Raw genomic sequence first — 13,915 nt, forward strand, 5'->3', positions numbered from 1 at the left:
TACAAATGTTATAGTATATGCAACACTTCTCATTTCGGGGATTATTTCTGTTCTAACCAATTCTCTACATGTTTTATAAATACATCTAAACAATCAATAAACGGTGAGTGTCCGCAATCTTCTAATACCTTCAACTCTGCATTTGGCAAATGTTTCGCTAATTCCTCACCGACTACTTGCGGTACGACATAATCTCTATCACCTTGTATGACGAGTGTTGGCGCTTTAATACGATGAATTTGCTTACTTCCCTCTACAACCCCGTTATGTTCATCTGAAATATTAAATGTAATGAGCGCATAATTCACATCTACGAAATTACGTTGCGTTAACATATCATCTAAATACTTTTCATAACGGTCCGGTTCAGGTTGATTATGTGTATATATTAATAGATTCCATACTGTACGGTAATATAGTTTGTTCATATTTTTTATCGCATCTAATACTGGAGCGATTTGTACTGGATCTTGCGCAATTTCTTCTTTCGTCTTTACTAAACTTGATACAATCGGCTGCCCATTCGTATCTTTTTTAAAGATTGGGTATCCTTTCATTCCTACTGATTCTACTAAAATTAACTTTTCTACAAAATTTGGGTGATTCGCTGTAAATTGCATCGCAACGCCACCGCCCATTGACCAGCCCATTAATGAGAATTTCTCTAGCTTTAACTCGTCGATAAATAATTTTACATCCTCTGCAAAGTCTTGTAATGAATCTATCGATCGATTATACGTTGATTGTCCAAACCCTCTTAAATCAAGAGCGTAAATATGGTATTGATCTTGCAACTTTTCAATGACTAAATCCCAATGTTGTGACGATGTCATGTTCCCGTGAATGAGTACAAGAATATCTGTATTTCGCCTTCCAACTTCCTGATATGCAATCGTTTCTCCGTTCGATAGTGAAACAAACTCCATTGTTGCAGGCTTAATCATCACAAGTTCCCCCATTCTATTTAATAGAAAGAAAATTCTTTACTTAATTAAAGAATAGCACGTAGAATATACGTTCGCAACATAAAACCTATAAGAATTTTTTACATAAATCAACATGTCTATTACTAGACAATTATTATAAAAAAGTATATAGTTAGCTAGGTAACTAATTTGAAAGGATCAAAATACATGGACGAAAAACAACATTTTTTTCACATCGTCAGCCAGACTTCTCGAAAGTTTACGAAGAAATTTAATGAACGTGTATCTCCAACAGGGTTATTTAGTGCGCAATGGGCTGTTATTTTCCGCATTAATCAAACTGGTTCTTGTACGCAAACAGAATTATGCCAGTATTTAAATGTTGAATCACCAACGATGACTCGTACGTTAACACGTATGGAAACGATGGGATGGATTATTCGTACAGAAGGTAAAGATCGCCGCGAGAAGCTTATTTCTTTATCCGAAACAGCGATAAAGATGATTCCAGTATGGCAAGAAGAAGTTGACACTTTCGAAGAAAAAACGCTAGAAGGTATTAACGAAGATGATTTACATCAAGCATTTCAAATGTTACAACAAATTATTAAAAATTTAGATTAAATTGGAGGGATGACGATGCAAAGTGAGAAACTTTGGACGAAGGATTTCCTCGGAACTTGTTTTAGTAGTCTATTTCTCTTCTTAACATTTTACATGCTTATGACTACTCTGCCTGTCTATGTAATAGACGGCCTAAAAGGAAAACCTGAGGAAATTGGTTTAGTTGCAACTGTGTTTCTTATTTCTTCTGTTTTATGTAGACCATTCACAGGAAAATGGCTCGATGATTTAGGAAGAAAGAAAATATTATTTATTTCACTTTCATTATTTTTAGCCGCTACTGTTATGTATTTCGGTGCGCAAAGTTTATTCTTATTACTTGCCCTTCGCTTCTTACACGGTATTGGGTTCGGGATGGCAACGACAGCTACTGGTACGATTGTAACTGATGTTGCGCCAGCTCATCGACGAGGCGAAGCACTTGCATATTTCGGCGTATTTATGAGTCTGCCAATGGTAATTGGTCCTTTTTTAGGTTTAACAATTATTTCTCATTTTTCGTTTACTGTATTATTTATCGTTTGTTCCGTATTTTCATTACTTGCATTTTTATTAGGGCTACTTGTCGATATTCCTCACGAAGCACCTGTTAGCAAACAAAAACGTGAAAAAATGAAATGGAAAGACTTAATCGAACCATCTTCTATTCCGATTGCACTTACAGGATTTGTTTTAGCCTTTTCTTATAGTGGTATTTTATCCTTTATTCCTATTTATGCGAAAGAACTCGGTTTAAGTGAAATTGCAAGTTACTTCTTTATTGTATACGCACTTGTTGTTGTCATTTCTCGTCCATTTACAGGAAAGATTTTTGATCGCTTCGGTGAAAATGTACTCGTTTACCCTGCAATCATTATTTTCACAATCGGAATGTTCATATTAAGCCAAGCACAAACTTCATTTTGGTTCCTTGGCGCAGGTATGCTAATCGGTTTAGGTTACGGAACATTAATTCCGAGTTTCCAAACGATTGCAATTTCTGCCGCCCCAAACCATAGACGTGGTTCTGCGACAGCTACGTATTTTTCATTCTTTGATAGTGGTATTGGTTTTGGTTCTTTCATTTTAGGTATTGTCGCAGCGAAATCCAGTTATCATAATATGTATTTTATCGCAGCTATTATCGTTGCGTTCACTTTACTTTTATATTACGGATTACACGGACGAAAACAAAAATTCAAGAAACAACCTACAGACGGAAAAATTTCCGCTTAACGTTAATAAGGAAAGTAAACTTCCCCGTTTACTTTCCTTATTTTGTATTTCTTTCAAGACGAGCGTATACTTATAGTAGAAATAAAAAGGAGGGCCATATATGAAACTAAAAAAATCTCCCCTACTCTTACTTATACTAACATTCATATTTGTAATTACAGGGCTTGGGTTTACTTACTTCAAACATAATAAAACGACCCCATCAAAACATAATGTGACAAAAGAAAACTGGTTAAATGACCCTTACTTACGTTGGTCGTATACACATATGAAAGAATTCACTTTAGTTAATAACGTAAAAAACAACCCTGACCAAATTGCTCACTTCCCTTCCGCATTGCAAAACTTAGATGATTTTGCTGTGGAGCGTAGATTCGGAAATACAACTCCTCTAAAAAAACTTTTAGACGATAACAAAACAGATGCTTTTGTCGTTGTACATAATGGACAACTTGTTTATGAACGATATTTCAATGAGTATAAACAGAATGAACCTCATGGTATGGCATCATTAGCAAAAGTCTTTACCGGGGCAATTATACAATCTCTCGCTGAAGAAAAACGTATTGACTTAGAAAAAACAGCTGACACTTACATAAAAGAATTAAAAAACACACCGTTCGGTAATGCCACACTTCAGCAATTAATGGACATGCAAGTTTCAGCTGAATATCCTACTCATGGATATGAGCAACCTGGGCTAGAAAATCAAGATGCACAATTATATTTAGCTAGCAATATTTTACCCCGCGGCAAAAATTACGACGGTCCGATGAAAATTTATGATATGTTACGGGAAGCCGAAGAAACTGCACCGCCTGGTTCTTCCTTTTCTTACAATAACGGATCAACAGAAACGCTTGCTTGGATTATTAGAACTATTACTGGTAAATCACTAGCTGAAAATGTAAGCGAACGAATTTGGTCTCAAATTGGTATGGAAGAAAACGCGTATTACGTTACAGATGAAATGAAAATAGAACAAGCAAGCGCTGGCTTAAATGCAACTGCTAGAGATATGGCGAGATTCGGGCAATTACTATTAAACAACGGGGAATATAACGGAAAACAAATTCTCCCTTCTTCTATTACAGAAAGTGTAAAAAATGTACAAGAAGGTGAACTTGAAATTAGTATTGGCGCTTCTATTTCTTATCATAATCAATGGTGGATTCCCCACAATGAACAAGGTGCTTTCGAAGTGTTAGGTAGTTACGGACAAACACTTTACATCGATCCGAAAGCAAATATGGTAATCGTTCATTTCTCTTCTAACGCAACGCCAAGTAATGAAATACATTCGGTTTATTCAAATATGTATATTGATATTGCACATCATTTAGAAAAGCTTCCACAGTAGTGGAAGCTTTTTCATTACAGTACATTATTTACACTACTATACCAATTATCTTTTCGTTATTAGAAAAGATTGAAAAAACAATTACCTAAAATACACCTATCGAAAATTTTATAAGCAGGTTACAATTTTAATTGAGCGTTTAACTAATACACCCACATCTTTTGGAGAATGTATTAAAACACTTCCCTTACAAAGATTGTCTGTTCATATTGGTCGAAAATTTCTTCTATAGATGAAAATAAAGTTTCTTCCGGTATGATGAACTTTATTTTTTGATCATTTTTTAACATAAAGGAAATTGTTCCATTATCATTAAAACCTGTATGAAACGTTCCTCGTTTATTTAATAGTACCTCTTCAATTATATTTATTTCAATTGAAAAGTTATTCTTTAATTGCAAGAGTTCATGTACATCGCCAGTATGTATTTTTGCATCTATTTCAGTTTCTAAGTTTAATTGTTTTTTCTCAATTTTTTTGAACCAAAACAAAAACAATAGCTCTGAAATACCAGGTAATTGTTTTTTATAAGCATGTCGGCTATGAAACTGTCCGCCAATCTTTATAAAATATATACAGTCACCTGTAATAAAAACTTTATAATATATATCTGCCGTAAACATTTTAGGCTTTAAAAGATAAAAACTTTTGATCATAATTCCCCCATCAATTTTAAATGTATTTGTATAAACATTTTTAGCTAGATTTGTGCTAAAACATATTTCTCATGTAATGCAACACTATTGTATTGAATCTCCTCTCCCTTTGCAACAGTTGCTTTGAAGCCAGCTAGTAACCTTTCTCTATACTATCCCTATAAGTGCTACCCCATTTCCAACCGTTTTTCTTCTAGTATATTAAAAGCAGAATTTGATACGAGGCTCTATATCAATCTATCAATAAATTACCGCTCTATAAATATCTGAATTTTCTTTACATTGAAGGTTATCTCCTAAACAACCTCGAATAATTGTAATACATATACATAAGGAGGTTGATCTATTTTGTTTCGTTCCTTTACAAATGGTTGCGTCGCCTTAGTGCAACGCTTCTTGCCAGAACCGTTTATTTTATCATGTTTACTAACTGTTTTCGTTATCTTCTTTGGTATGTTTGCGACTCACCAAACACCTGTAGAAATGATTAATCACTGGGGTAATGGAATTTGGGGACTCCTCGCCTTTTCTATGCAAATGGCACTTGTACTCGTGACTGGATCTGCTTTAGCAAATGCTCCTCTTATTAAAAAAGGATTAACGAAAGCTGCCAGACTACCAAAAACAATTGGACAAGGCATTATTGCCATTTCAATTGTAAGTTTACTCGGTGCATACATAAACTGGGGCTTTGGAATTGTTGTATCTGTTTTATACGCAAAAGAAGTGGCAAGGCAGCTGGACGGATTAGATTATAGACTAGCAATCGCCTCTTCTTACTCTGGATTTCTCATTTGGCATGCCGGTCTTTCTGCCTCTATTCCTCTTACGTTAGCAACAGGCGGTGAAACGTTAATTAAAACGACTGCTGGAAGTATTAAAGAGGCGATTCCAATAACAGAAACGTTATTCTCACCATACGCTCTCGTTCCAGTTATTATTTTTCTCATTACGATGCCTCTCATTAATAAAGCGATGCATCCAGATGAAAAACATACGATTACAGTAGATCCTAGCGTGTTCCATGAAGAAGCTGCTGCTCAAGAAGTAGAAAAAAATACGTTCGCTGAAAAGATGGAAAATAGCATTATTATTACACTTTGCGTTGGATTGTTAGGTCTCATTTATATTTTCAATTACTTTTATACGAAAGGTTTTAACCTTACTCTCGATATCGTGATTTTTATGTTATTAATTGCAGGTCTTATTTTCCACCGTACTCCGATTCAGTATATTCGTGCTTTTTCAGACTCTACGAAAAGTGCTTCTGGCATTTTACTTCAATTTCCGTTTTACGCAGGAATTATGGGCATGATGATTGGAGCAAATAGTGAAGGACTTTCACTTGGAGGAGCTATTTCTAATTTCTTTATTAGCATTTCAAATGAAACGACTTTTCCGCTCTTTACATTTTTAAGTGCTGGCATTGTTAACATTTTCGTTCCATCTGGCGGCGGTCAATGGGCTGTGCAAGCACCAATTATGATTCCAGCTGGCGCTGAACTTGGTGTACCTGCTGCAAAAACAGCAATGGCAATTGCATGGGGCGATGCTTGGACGAATTTAATTCAACCTTTCTGGGCATTACCAGCATTAGCGATAGCTGGTTTAGGTGCTCGTGACATTATGGGATTTTGTGTTGTGAACTTACTATATGCGGGTTTTATCATTAGTCTATGCTTCTTATTTATTTAAACGAAAAGCTAGTTTTATACTAGCTTTTTTACATAATAAATCAATTATTTCCCATGAAATTTATAATCTTCTCCCACTCTAACTCCGTAAGATGTAATGACTCAAATGCAAAAAAATCTTCGCACACTTTTTCAATTAGATGTGGATTTTCCCTCAAAAAATTCCACTGTAATACTTTAGGAAGAAAATGCATTTCATATTCTTTACTTCCCCGTACTACCTGATCAACTTCTCTTTCACAAATTCCTCTTATTAAATAATCATTTCTTAACTCTATTTGAATTTGCTGAAATGTTTCGCTGCATTTTTTCAATTGAAGTAAACACGTAACATACTTCCGAAAAAGTTCGCCATCATACTGAACACAGTTTATAATACGATCGACTTCATTCATAATGCACGAGCCTTTTCTTCTATTTGTAATAACCATTTCTCACGCTTTGATACTTTACTCGTTTTCACAGATTGAAACACTGACCGTTTTATATCGCGAATGCCACAAAAACGTAAAATACCTCTCTTCATCATAATCCAATCTGCTGATCGATATAACAATGCGACGTACCATAGAGGCGAGTCTAACGTATTAATAACCCATGCTTTTTTCCCTTGCAATAATCCTTTCGGCAGAGCCCCTTCATATTTATAAGCAAATCCAGCTACGAAAATACGATCGATAAATCCTTTTAAAATTGCTGGCATCCCCCACCACCATATTGGATAGATGAATAGAAGTGTATCTGCTTCTTCTACTAACGTTCTATACCGAGCTGTTTCCTCTTCATTTACTAAATCGCGTCTTTTCTTCTCTTCATTAAATACGAGGACTGGATCAAATTGTTCTTTGTATAAATCAAGTACGGTAACTGAATGATTTGTTTCCTGTAGTCCTTTTTGCACATGATTGAAAATCGCCGCGTTAAAACTTGAAGGGTTAGGATGAGCATATATAATTAGTACGTTCACTACAAAACAACTCCCTCTATACGTTAAAGTTTCTCCTTCTTTAATAACTTCTCTACAATTTGTACGTTTTTCGAACTTTGCAACAATCGATTTAATAATATAAGTAACTCTTCTTTTTTTAAATCTTTCAGTTTCTCTTTAACTGCACTCTCACCAGCACCTTGAATATCATAAACAACTGCCACCATATGTTTACAATAATTTTCATAGGGACACTCACAGTTACTTTCTGAAAAATCTTCGAGATCGATAACTACTTCATAATTCCCTGCATTTCCAGTAACGAAAGCAAACACTTTTTTATCTTGTATTTCAACATCTTCTACATGCCCATCTTCATAATATTCATATCCCTTATCTACAATGTACTTTGGGATCCATTTCGTTATATCTTTTAATAAGTAAGCGTACATAATTGTACCCCTTCCTTTAATTCCCTTTTGACTTCAAAAATCCTGCATGTTATTCTAATTACTGTTAAGTAGCAAGTCTACGTGACAAAACGACTGACACCTATTCGGCGAAGGTGTCTCTTTTCATTTGCAGCCGATATGAATTGCCTCTTTCAGGCACATTCAATTTTTGACACTACACACTCAACACCATTCCCTGTATCAGGCTGCTTTAGCAGTCTTTTACTCTACATACTCCGTTATTTTAAGAAAAAAAGAGAGCTTAGCTCCCTTTTCTCGCCTTATACAATACACCTTTTTCAGCATAGAGATATTCATCAGCTAATGTAATTTTCCCATCCAGTTTTAGTTCGTCTAATAATCTTGATAAATAAAATTGATGCAACATCTTTTTCGTGAATTTTCCTTCATGATGCGAAACGATATGTTCTTGAATATCTAACAATGATATCGGCTTATCTTGCTCTATCATATATTCATAAACTGTACTACGCAGTTTTACGTATTTTTCGAGTGTCACAGTAATGCGCAACCCCTTTCTTCTTAATATAAATTTTCGTAATCGGTTTTTTTGCAATAAAAAAACCTCTCCGATAAGAAGAAGTTACGTATATATCTTCGTCTTATCTCCCAGAACAAATATGTTCTGCTGGAATTAGCACCTGCATCGCGGTTGCTGGGTTTCATCGGGCCAGTCCCTCCACCTCTCTGGATAAGAAAATATTCACTTAATTCTTACTATACGTAATTCCACTTTAATTGTCAAACAAATATAATAAATATAACAAATTATATTTTCTTCCTTACTGTTCATACTACCCATATACGAACATGCAAGGAGGATTATGAAATGCATCAAAATGCTCGCGGATATGTACAAGATTCTTTTCAATCATTACAAGAAGCTAAAAATTGTTTAGAAGAAGCGCTCGAAACAGTTGAAAAAGATTTTAATCGCGCTCGTATTGAACAATCACTTTATGCTGTTGAACAAGCTATTCAACGTTGCGAGTACACCGTTCACATTTTAGAAAAAGATTAAAAACTTCCCATCTATTGATGGGAAGTTTTTTCAAATGGCATACTTCATAATTATTGCCGTTATGATTAAAAAATATACAGAATTAGCAATTTCTAAAATTCCTACTTTTATAATAGAAATTTTTTTGCCATACAACACAATTGCTCGAATGACACTTGGTATAAAAATAAGAGAACACCACGGATTAATCGCAAATACAATTATCGTTAATAAGATATGATATCCCCAAGATATAAGACGATACTTCGGGTTATTTTTTTCACGAATCATCGTTTTCACATAGAACGTACTACCTAAAAAGTATAAAAATGAAATAAGTGCAATGAATAAAGCTGTATGATCGATTTGCTTCATTGAAAAGTAATAACTAATTAACCCACCGATACAAAACACAATGATTGCACAAATATCATTTAATAGTGCTCTTTCATTTTTTTGACGGGCGTAATACATATTCACTATAAATAATGGAATCATTACTATTAAGAATAAAAGAATTCGCCACTCATATAATAAAGAAATCATCCCAAATAGGAACGCAATGCTGAAATAAACAATGGTAGCTTGTAAAAACTCTTTTTTTCGTCTTTGCTTTATGTACGTAAGAAATGGATACGTGGCTAAATAGATAAAAAACCACGCTAAAAACAATGGAATATGATAAATAGTAGGTTTCCCAAGTACGACACTTAATAAAAAAGGAATAACAAGCATGGCCCATGCACCATGTTGCTTCGGAATAACTAACTTCATTAACTATACACCTCACTTTTGAAAAAAGTTCTCACCTACCATTATACAAATAATTTTATATAATAACGGATGCATATTAAATCAATTTTTTGACAAAAAAATGCTCCTTACAATATGTAAGAAGCATGAAAGAGGCAAACGAATATGTAAGTCGCGACCCTACCTTATATGAGTATGCTTTTCTATGTCACGTTATGCTCATCTAATATACCGTATTTCTTTTTAAATCTTGTAAGAATCGTAATCCATGAAGTACTAAATAGTAATAAGAAAATAACATTCGAAATCGCATGGCTCAAATCAAAGTAAAAACTTGCGATATAATACGAAATGACAGTTTCCCACGTTGCTTCTCGTATAAAACCGAGAAGGCCCCAGAAATTCATAATCCAGCCAAATAAAAAGCCAACAATTACTCCGTAAAGAAGTCTTCCCCATAGCTTTTTCATAAAAAATGTATTACGAAGTAGACCTGCTATAAAACCAATCATGCCCCATGAAAACATTTGCCACGGTGTCCATGGACCTTGTCCTAAAAAAATATTGGATATGATTGCTGCTGTAGCACCAATCATAAAACCAGTTTCACTTCCAAATACAATTGCAGAAACGATAATGACAAAAGAAGTTGGTTGTACACTTGGTAAAATAGAAAATGGCACCCGGCTTACTGCTGCAATTGCCGCTAATACAGCAACGAGAACAATTTCACGTGAAACAAACGCCTTTCTTTCAAAACGGATATAGAAAGGCAACATAATAACTGCTAATATAAACAAACTACTTAACATGTAATAACCGTCCATGACAAGTGTCGTAAGAAGTAATGTGCCGATTATTACTGCAAAGATACATATTATAAATGCAACATATCGTTTGGACACGCTTCGTACACATCCTCCCACGTTAATGCATATGGCAATTCTTTTCGAATGAATCGATTAATAGATGTTGTATAAAAGAAGTTGCCGCTAAAAAATTCTTTCGGTGCATCATTCATAATGACTGTTCCATCAAATAACATCATACATTGATCCACGTATTTCGCTGCAAACTCAATATCATGCGTTGCCATTACAATTGTTGTACCTTCTTTTTGTAGCTTCCTAAATAGTTCTCCTACTCTTTCTTTCTTCCACGGATCTAGCCCCTTTGTCGGTTCATCAAGTAATAATAAAGTCGGCTTTGATAATAACGTCGTACATAATGCAAGAAGTTGTTGCTCTCCTCCGCTACAATCGTGCGGATGGCGTTCTTTAAGCGAATACAACCAAAACTGTTTTAGCGTATCTTCTGCTATTTCTTTTCCTTGTTCTCCGTATAATTCACGTGCACGTTCATACACTTCTTCCCACACTGTATCAAATGTAAAATGATAATATGGATGCTGCGATACATACCCAATACTTTTAAATCGTTCTTTCGAATCAATTTTATGTATCACTTTCCCATTCCACTTTACTTTCCCTCTTCTCGCTTTTTGTAATCCTGCTAAAATCGTTAACAGTGTAGACTTCCCTGTCCCGTTCTTCCCAACGAGCGCTACCCATTTTCCTTTTTCAATCGAAACTGATAAATCACGTAAAATAAGCGGACTATTTTTTTCATATTGGAACGAAATATGCTCTGCGCTTAAAATTACCTCTTGCTTTTCACTTTGTGCTATTGGCTCATTTACATATGATATCGCTGAAAAATTATTCATTTTCATTTGCGCCTCTCGCACCGTAAACGGAATATCTCTCACATTCCACTCTAAAAATAGCCTTGGAATTTGCGGAATAAATGGACGGAATGTTTCTACTCCCCACATATTCGTAATAACAGTTTTAGGACTACCATCATACATAATACAGCCATTATCCATACAAACAACGCGTGTTGCAAGCGGGATAACTTCATCTAAACGATGTTCACTTAAAATAATCGTAATTCCAAGTTCTTCATTAATCCGTTTTAATAATCCTAAAAACTCTTTTGCAGCAATTGGATCTAACTGCGCTGTCGGTTCATCTAATAATAGCAATTTCGGCTGCATAACTAATACCGCAGCTAAATTGACAAGCTGCTTCTGCCCACCAGATAACGTATGAACAGATTGATGCAATAAATCTTGAAATCCTAAAAAGCTAATAAGCTCTGCTATTCTTTTTTGAATAATATGTGATGGTAATCCGATATTTTCTAAAGAAAATGCTAATTCTTGAATCACTGTATCCATAACAATCTGGTTTTCTGGGTTTTGAAATACCATCCCAATTTCTTGGGCAGATAACAAATCAGCTACTTCCTCTATTAAAACACCCTCATAAAATATCTCTCCAGAACGCGTACCAATTGGAAGTAACTCCTTTTTAAAATGTTTTAATAACGTCGTCTTCCCAGATCCCGATTCTCCAGTAAGTGCAATAAACTCACCTTTTTGAACAGAAAGAGAAATATGCTGTAACGCTTTTTCATTTTCATCAGCATATACAAATGATAAATTGTTTATTTCTGCATGCGCCACCATAACCATTCCCTTCCTTCCATTATAATTGGTAAACTAATAAACATCGTAAATACGATAAACATCATCCCATCGTATTGCTGAAATAAAATAGATTCGACTTTCGGATAAATGATTAACTTTCCTCCGCCATACGTACTACATATGATAGCAATTATAAATAGAATACTTAAATAACTGAGCGTATACCAATCTCGTTTTTCCATTCTATAGCGAATATATGTCGTACGTTTCGTTACACCAAATCCACGAGCTTGCATAGAATCTGCCGTTTGCAGTGCATCTTCCAATGAACAAATTAATAATACTTGCAGCAATTGCATACCATTTTTGACGCGTTCAATTATCGAACCTGAATCTACCTGCACACCTTTCGTCTTTTGAATGAGTGTGATTTTCTTTAATCGCCTTATAAACAAAGGAACAAATCTCACTGTAATCATCGTTAACAATGCAACTTTCGGTGAAATTCTTGAAAACAGATATAAAAATTTATGACTGGAAATAATATCATTGTATGACGCAAACGTAAACATAACTGCAACTAGTAATAACCCCATTACTATTCCAAACATAATCGCCTCAAGCTTAATACGGCTATCACCTAACCAAAATAATGTCGTTCGGCCTCTATGCGTTAATAACGAATTAAATAAAATGACCATAAAAAAGAAAATAATTGTGCTTGGTAACATCTTTCTTATCTTTTCGCTATTCCCTTGCATCACATTTAAAATAACAATTAATAGTATTGCTCCAATTAAAAAAAGAGGATGAAGACACATCATACATAGTATCATCACCCCGATATAATAGAAAAAATTCACAAAAGGATGTAAAGAAGAAAAACTTATTTTCATAGCCCTTTACCGAATGCCTTTCTTATTGTAATACGTATACCCACTCAATTGTATCTCCTGGTTTTACCGTAGCTACACCAGCACTATGGTTTGGAAAATCACCGTTCACACGATATTTCCATCCACTAGTATCCGCAATATCTTTTTCATATAAATCATTAATACCTTTTACATAAATACTATCTCTAGATCCGCTTGCATCAACATCTAATCCTGTACGTTGCAATACTTTATACACTGTATCGCCTTCTTGTACATCCATCTTTTTCGCACCCATTATATATCCGTTATTTCCTTTTACCGAGATTGTTACTTGTTTTGCTTGCGGTTTCGGTACTGGTACTGGATCTGGTTTTGGTGGTTCAGGTTTTGGTACTGCCGGAGTCGGTATCGTTTTCTCCGCTTTATTCGGATCAACTTTTTGCTCCTGCTTCGGTGTTTCTTTCGGCTGATTCACAACCTTTGCTTCTTCTTTTACTTCTGGTGCTTTCGGTTGTTGTTTCTCTTCTTGTGCTGGTTGCTGCTCTGGTTGCTTATTTACAGCCGGCTGTTCTTTCGGTTGTTCCTGTTGTTTCTCTTCTTTCTTTACCTCTGGTTGTGCCTGCGGCTTTTCCTCTTTCGGCTTCTCTTCTACTTTTTGTTCTTGTTTCTCTTTCTGCTCTTCTTGCTGCTTTTGCTCTGATTCAGCTTGCTTTTCTTCTGTTTTTTCTTCCGGCTTCGCTTCATCTTTTTGTTCTTCTTGTTTCGCTACCTCTTCTTGCTTCGGTTCTACCTTCTTCTCAGGCTTTACAGCTGCCTCTTCACATCCGGCAAGTAGCCCGAGCGAAAGCAGTAAAGAAATGAACCATTTCACCTTACTCATCCTATCTCTCACCTTTCATACGAAAATTAGGAGC

The 13,915-nt window shown here is 35.1% G+C and carries 16 protein-coding genes and 1 riboswitch; of the genes, 5 read left to right on the plus strand and 11 right to left on the minus strand.

All coding sequences use genetic code 11. The features are described from left to right. Positions 1-41 precede the first annotated feature (41 nt). Complete coding sequence (phaZ, locus tag ACLBXA_RS08385) at positions 42-944, minus strand: intracellular short-chain-length polyhydroxyalkanoate depolymerase (RefSeq protein WP_000594887.1); 903 nt, start codon at positions 942-944, stop codon at positions 42-44. A 189-nt stretch (positions 945-1,133) separates the two neighbouring features. On the opposite strand from phaZ, the gene ACLBXA_RS08390 reads away from it, so the two are divergent. The 3 genes from ACLBXA_RS08390 to ACLBXA_RS08400 all read left to right on the plus strand — a co-directional run bounded on the left by ACLBXA_RS08390 (position 1,134) and on the right by ACLBXA_RS08400 (position 4,125). Continuing rightward, complete coding sequence (locus tag ACLBXA_RS08390; protein WP_000343679.1) at positions 1,134-1,550, plus strand: MarR family winged helix-turn-helix transcriptional regulator; 417 nt, start codon at positions 1,134-1,136, stop codon at positions 1,548-1,550. Between the two features lie 15 nt (positions 1,551-1,565). After that, positions 1,566-2,765: an MFS transporter gene (locus ACLBXA_RS08395; RefSeq protein WP_001190320.1), complete on the plus strand. Its 1,200-nt coding sequence runs from the start codon at positions 1,566-1,568 to the stop codon at positions 2,763-2,765. Between the two features lie 100 nt (positions 2,766-2,865). After that, positions 2,866-4,125, plus strand: a complete 1,260-nt coding sequence (locus tag ACLBXA_RS08400) for a serine hydrolase domain-containing protein (protein WP_000768730.1) — start codon at positions 2,866-2,868, stop codon at positions 4,123-4,125. Positions 4,126-4,298: 173 nt separating this feature from the next. Here ACLBXA_RS08400 and ACLBXA_RS08405 read toward each other — a convergent pair whose 3' ends face one another. Next, positions 4,299-4,781, minus strand: coding sequence for a hypothetical protein (locus ACLBXA_RS08405; protein ID WP_000597306.1), 483 nt, complete (start codon positions 4,779-4,781; stop codon positions 4,299-4,301). 348 nt (positions 4,782-5,129) lie between these two features. Here ACLBXA_RS08405 and ACLBXA_RS08410 point away from each other — a divergent pair, with 348 nt between their 5' ends. Beyond that, complete coding sequence (locus tag ACLBXA_RS08410; RefSeq protein ID WP_000490007.1) at positions 5,130-6,476, plus strand: short-chain fatty acid transporter; 1,347 nt, start codon at positions 5,130-5,132, stop codon at positions 6,474-6,476. Between the two features lie 40 nt (positions 6,477-6,516). Here ACLBXA_RS08410 and ACLBXA_RS08415 read toward each other — a convergent pair whose 3' ends face one another. From ACLBXA_RS08415 to ACLBXA_RS08430, 4 genes are all read right to left on the minus strand, one after another. Next, on the minus strand, positions 6,517-6,870 hold the full coding sequence (locus tag ACLBXA_RS08415; protein ID WP_001006476.1) for a hypothetical protein: 354 nt from the start codon (positions 6,868-6,870) through the stop codon (positions 6,517-6,519). Further along, positions 6,867-7,442, minus strand: coding sequence for an NAD(P)H-dependent oxidoreductase (locus ACLBXA_RS08420; RefSeq protein ID WP_001101572.1), 576 nt, complete (start codon positions 7,440-7,442; stop codon positions 6,867-6,869). Before ACLBXA_RS08420 ends, ACLBXA_RS08415 begins: the two co-directional genes overlap by 4 nt. 23 nt (positions 7,443-7,465) lie before the next feature. Then, positions 7,466-7,855 carry an SWIM zinc finger family protein gene (locus ACLBXA_RS08425; RefSeq protein ID WP_000271530.1) on the minus strand — a complete coding sequence of 130 codons (390 nt, stop codon included), beginning with the start codon at positions 7,853-7,855 and terminating at the stop codon, positions 7,466-7,468. 262 nt (positions 7,856-8,117) lie between these two features. Further along, on the minus strand, positions 8,118-8,375 hold the full coding sequence (locus ACLBXA_RS08430; RefSeq protein ID WP_000171476.1) for a hypothetical protein: 258 nt from the start codon (positions 8,373-8,375) through the stop codon (positions 8,118-8,120). A gap of 100 nt (positions 8,376-8,475) precedes the next feature. Beyond that, a riboswitch (SAM riboswitch) is annotated at positions 8,476-8,574 on the minus strand. 131 nt (positions 8,575-8,705) lie between these two features. Between ACLBXA_RS08430 and ACLBXA_RS08435 the strand changes: the two genes are divergently transcribed. Continuing rightward, on the plus strand, positions 8,706-8,897 hold the full coding sequence (locus ACLBXA_RS08435) for a hypothetical protein (protein WP_000554032.1): 192 nt from the start codon (positions 8,706-8,708) through the stop codon (positions 8,895-8,897). 30 nt (positions 8,898-8,927) lie between these two features. On the opposite strand, the gene ACLBXA_RS08440 is transcribed toward ACLBXA_RS08435, so the two are convergent. The 5 genes from ACLBXA_RS08440 to ACLBXA_RS08460 all read right to left on the minus strand — a co-directional run bounded on the left by ACLBXA_RS08440 (position 8,928) and on the right by ACLBXA_RS08460 (position 13,881). Further along, positions 8,928-9,650, minus strand: coding sequence for a YwiC-like family protein (locus tag ACLBXA_RS08440; RefSeq protein WP_000779996.1), 723 nt, complete (start codon positions 9,648-9,650; stop codon positions 8,928-8,930). Positions 9,651-9,832: 182 nt separating this feature from the next. Then, entirely contained in the window at positions 9,833-10,534 is a 702-nt protein-coding gene (locus ACLBXA_RS08445; RefSeq protein ID WP_079245767.1) for an ECF transporter S component, read from the minus strand. Continuing rightward, positions 10,507-12,168 (minus strand): ABC transporter ATP-binding protein, encoded by a 1,662-nt coding sequence (locus ACLBXA_RS08450; protein ID WP_103577927.1) that lies wholly within the window; start codon positions 12,166-12,168, stop codon positions 10,507-10,509. Before ACLBXA_RS08450 ends, ACLBXA_RS08445 begins: the two co-directional genes overlap by 28 nt. Continuing rightward, complete coding sequence (locus ACLBXA_RS08455) at positions 12,141-13,019, minus strand: energy-coupling factor transporter transmembrane component T (protein WP_016077455.1); 879 nt, start codon at positions 13,017-13,019, stop codon at positions 12,141-12,143. Before ACLBXA_RS08455 ends, ACLBXA_RS08450 begins: the two co-directional genes overlap by 28 nt. 22 nt (positions 13,020-13,041) lie before the next feature. Next, positions 13,042-13,881 carry a DUF4430 domain-containing protein gene (locus tag ACLBXA_RS08460; protein WP_144514220.1) on the minus strand — a complete coding sequence of 280 codons (840 nt, stop codon included), beginning with the start codon at positions 13,879-13,881 and terminating at the stop codon, positions 13,042-13,044. Positions 13,882-13,915 lie beyond the last annotated feature (34 nt).

Source organism: Bacillus sp. D48C, from assembly GCF_053345735.1.

What these genes read in the sequence shown, in the direction of transcription:
- phaZ (WP_000594887.1), bottom strand. Translation starts at nt 944, where the DNA reads ATGATTAAGCCTGCAACAATGGAGTTTGTTTCACTATCGAACGGAGAA.
- ACLBXA_RS08390 (WP_000343679.1), top strand. Translation starts at nt 1,134, where the DNA reads ATGGACGAAAAACAACATTTTTTTCACATCGTCAGCCAGACTTCTCGA.
- ACLBXA_RS08395 (WP_001190320.1), top strand. Translation starts at nt 1,566, where the DNA reads ATGCAAAGTGAGAAACTTTGGACGAAGGATTTCCTCGGAACTTGTTTT.
- ACLBXA_RS08400 (WP_000768730.1), top strand. Translation starts at nt 2,866, where the DNA reads ATGAAACTAAAAAAATCTCCCCTACTCTTACTTATACTAACATTCATA.
- ACLBXA_RS08405 (WP_000597306.1), bottom strand. Translation starts at nt 4,781, where the DNA reads ATGATCAAAAGTTTTTATCTTTTAAAGCCTAAAATGTTTACGGCAGAT.
- ACLBXA_RS08415 (WP_001006476.1), bottom strand. Translation starts at nt 6,870, where the DNA reads ATGAATGAAGTCGATCGTATTATAAACTGTGTTCAGTATGATGGCGAA.
- ACLBXA_RS08425 (WP_000271530.1), bottom strand. Translation starts at nt 7,855, where the DNA reads ATGTACGCTTACTTATTAAAAGATATAACGAAATGGATCCCAAAGTAC.
- ACLBXA_RS08435 (WP_000554032.1), top strand. Translation starts at nt 8,706, where the DNA reads ATGCATCAAAATGCTCGCGGATATGTACAAGATTCTTTTCAATCATTA.
- ACLBXA_RS08440 (WP_000779996.1), bottom strand. Translation starts at nt 9,650, where the DNA reads ATGAAGTTAGTTATTCCGAAGCAACATGGTGCATGGGCCATGCTTGTT.
- ACLBXA_RS08450 (WP_103577927.1), bottom strand. Translation starts at nt 12,168, where the DNA reads ATGGTTATGGTGGCGCATGCAGAAATAAACAATTTATCATTTGTATAT.
- ACLBXA_RS08455 (WP_016077455.1), bottom strand. Translation starts at nt 13,019, where the DNA reads ATGAAAATAAGTTTTTCTTCTTTACATCCTTTTGTGAATTTTTTCTAT.
- ACLBXA_RS08460 (WP_144514220.1), bottom strand. Translation starts at nt 13,881, where the DNA reads ATGAGTAAGGTGAAATGGTTCATTTCTTTACTGCTTTCGCTCGGGCTA.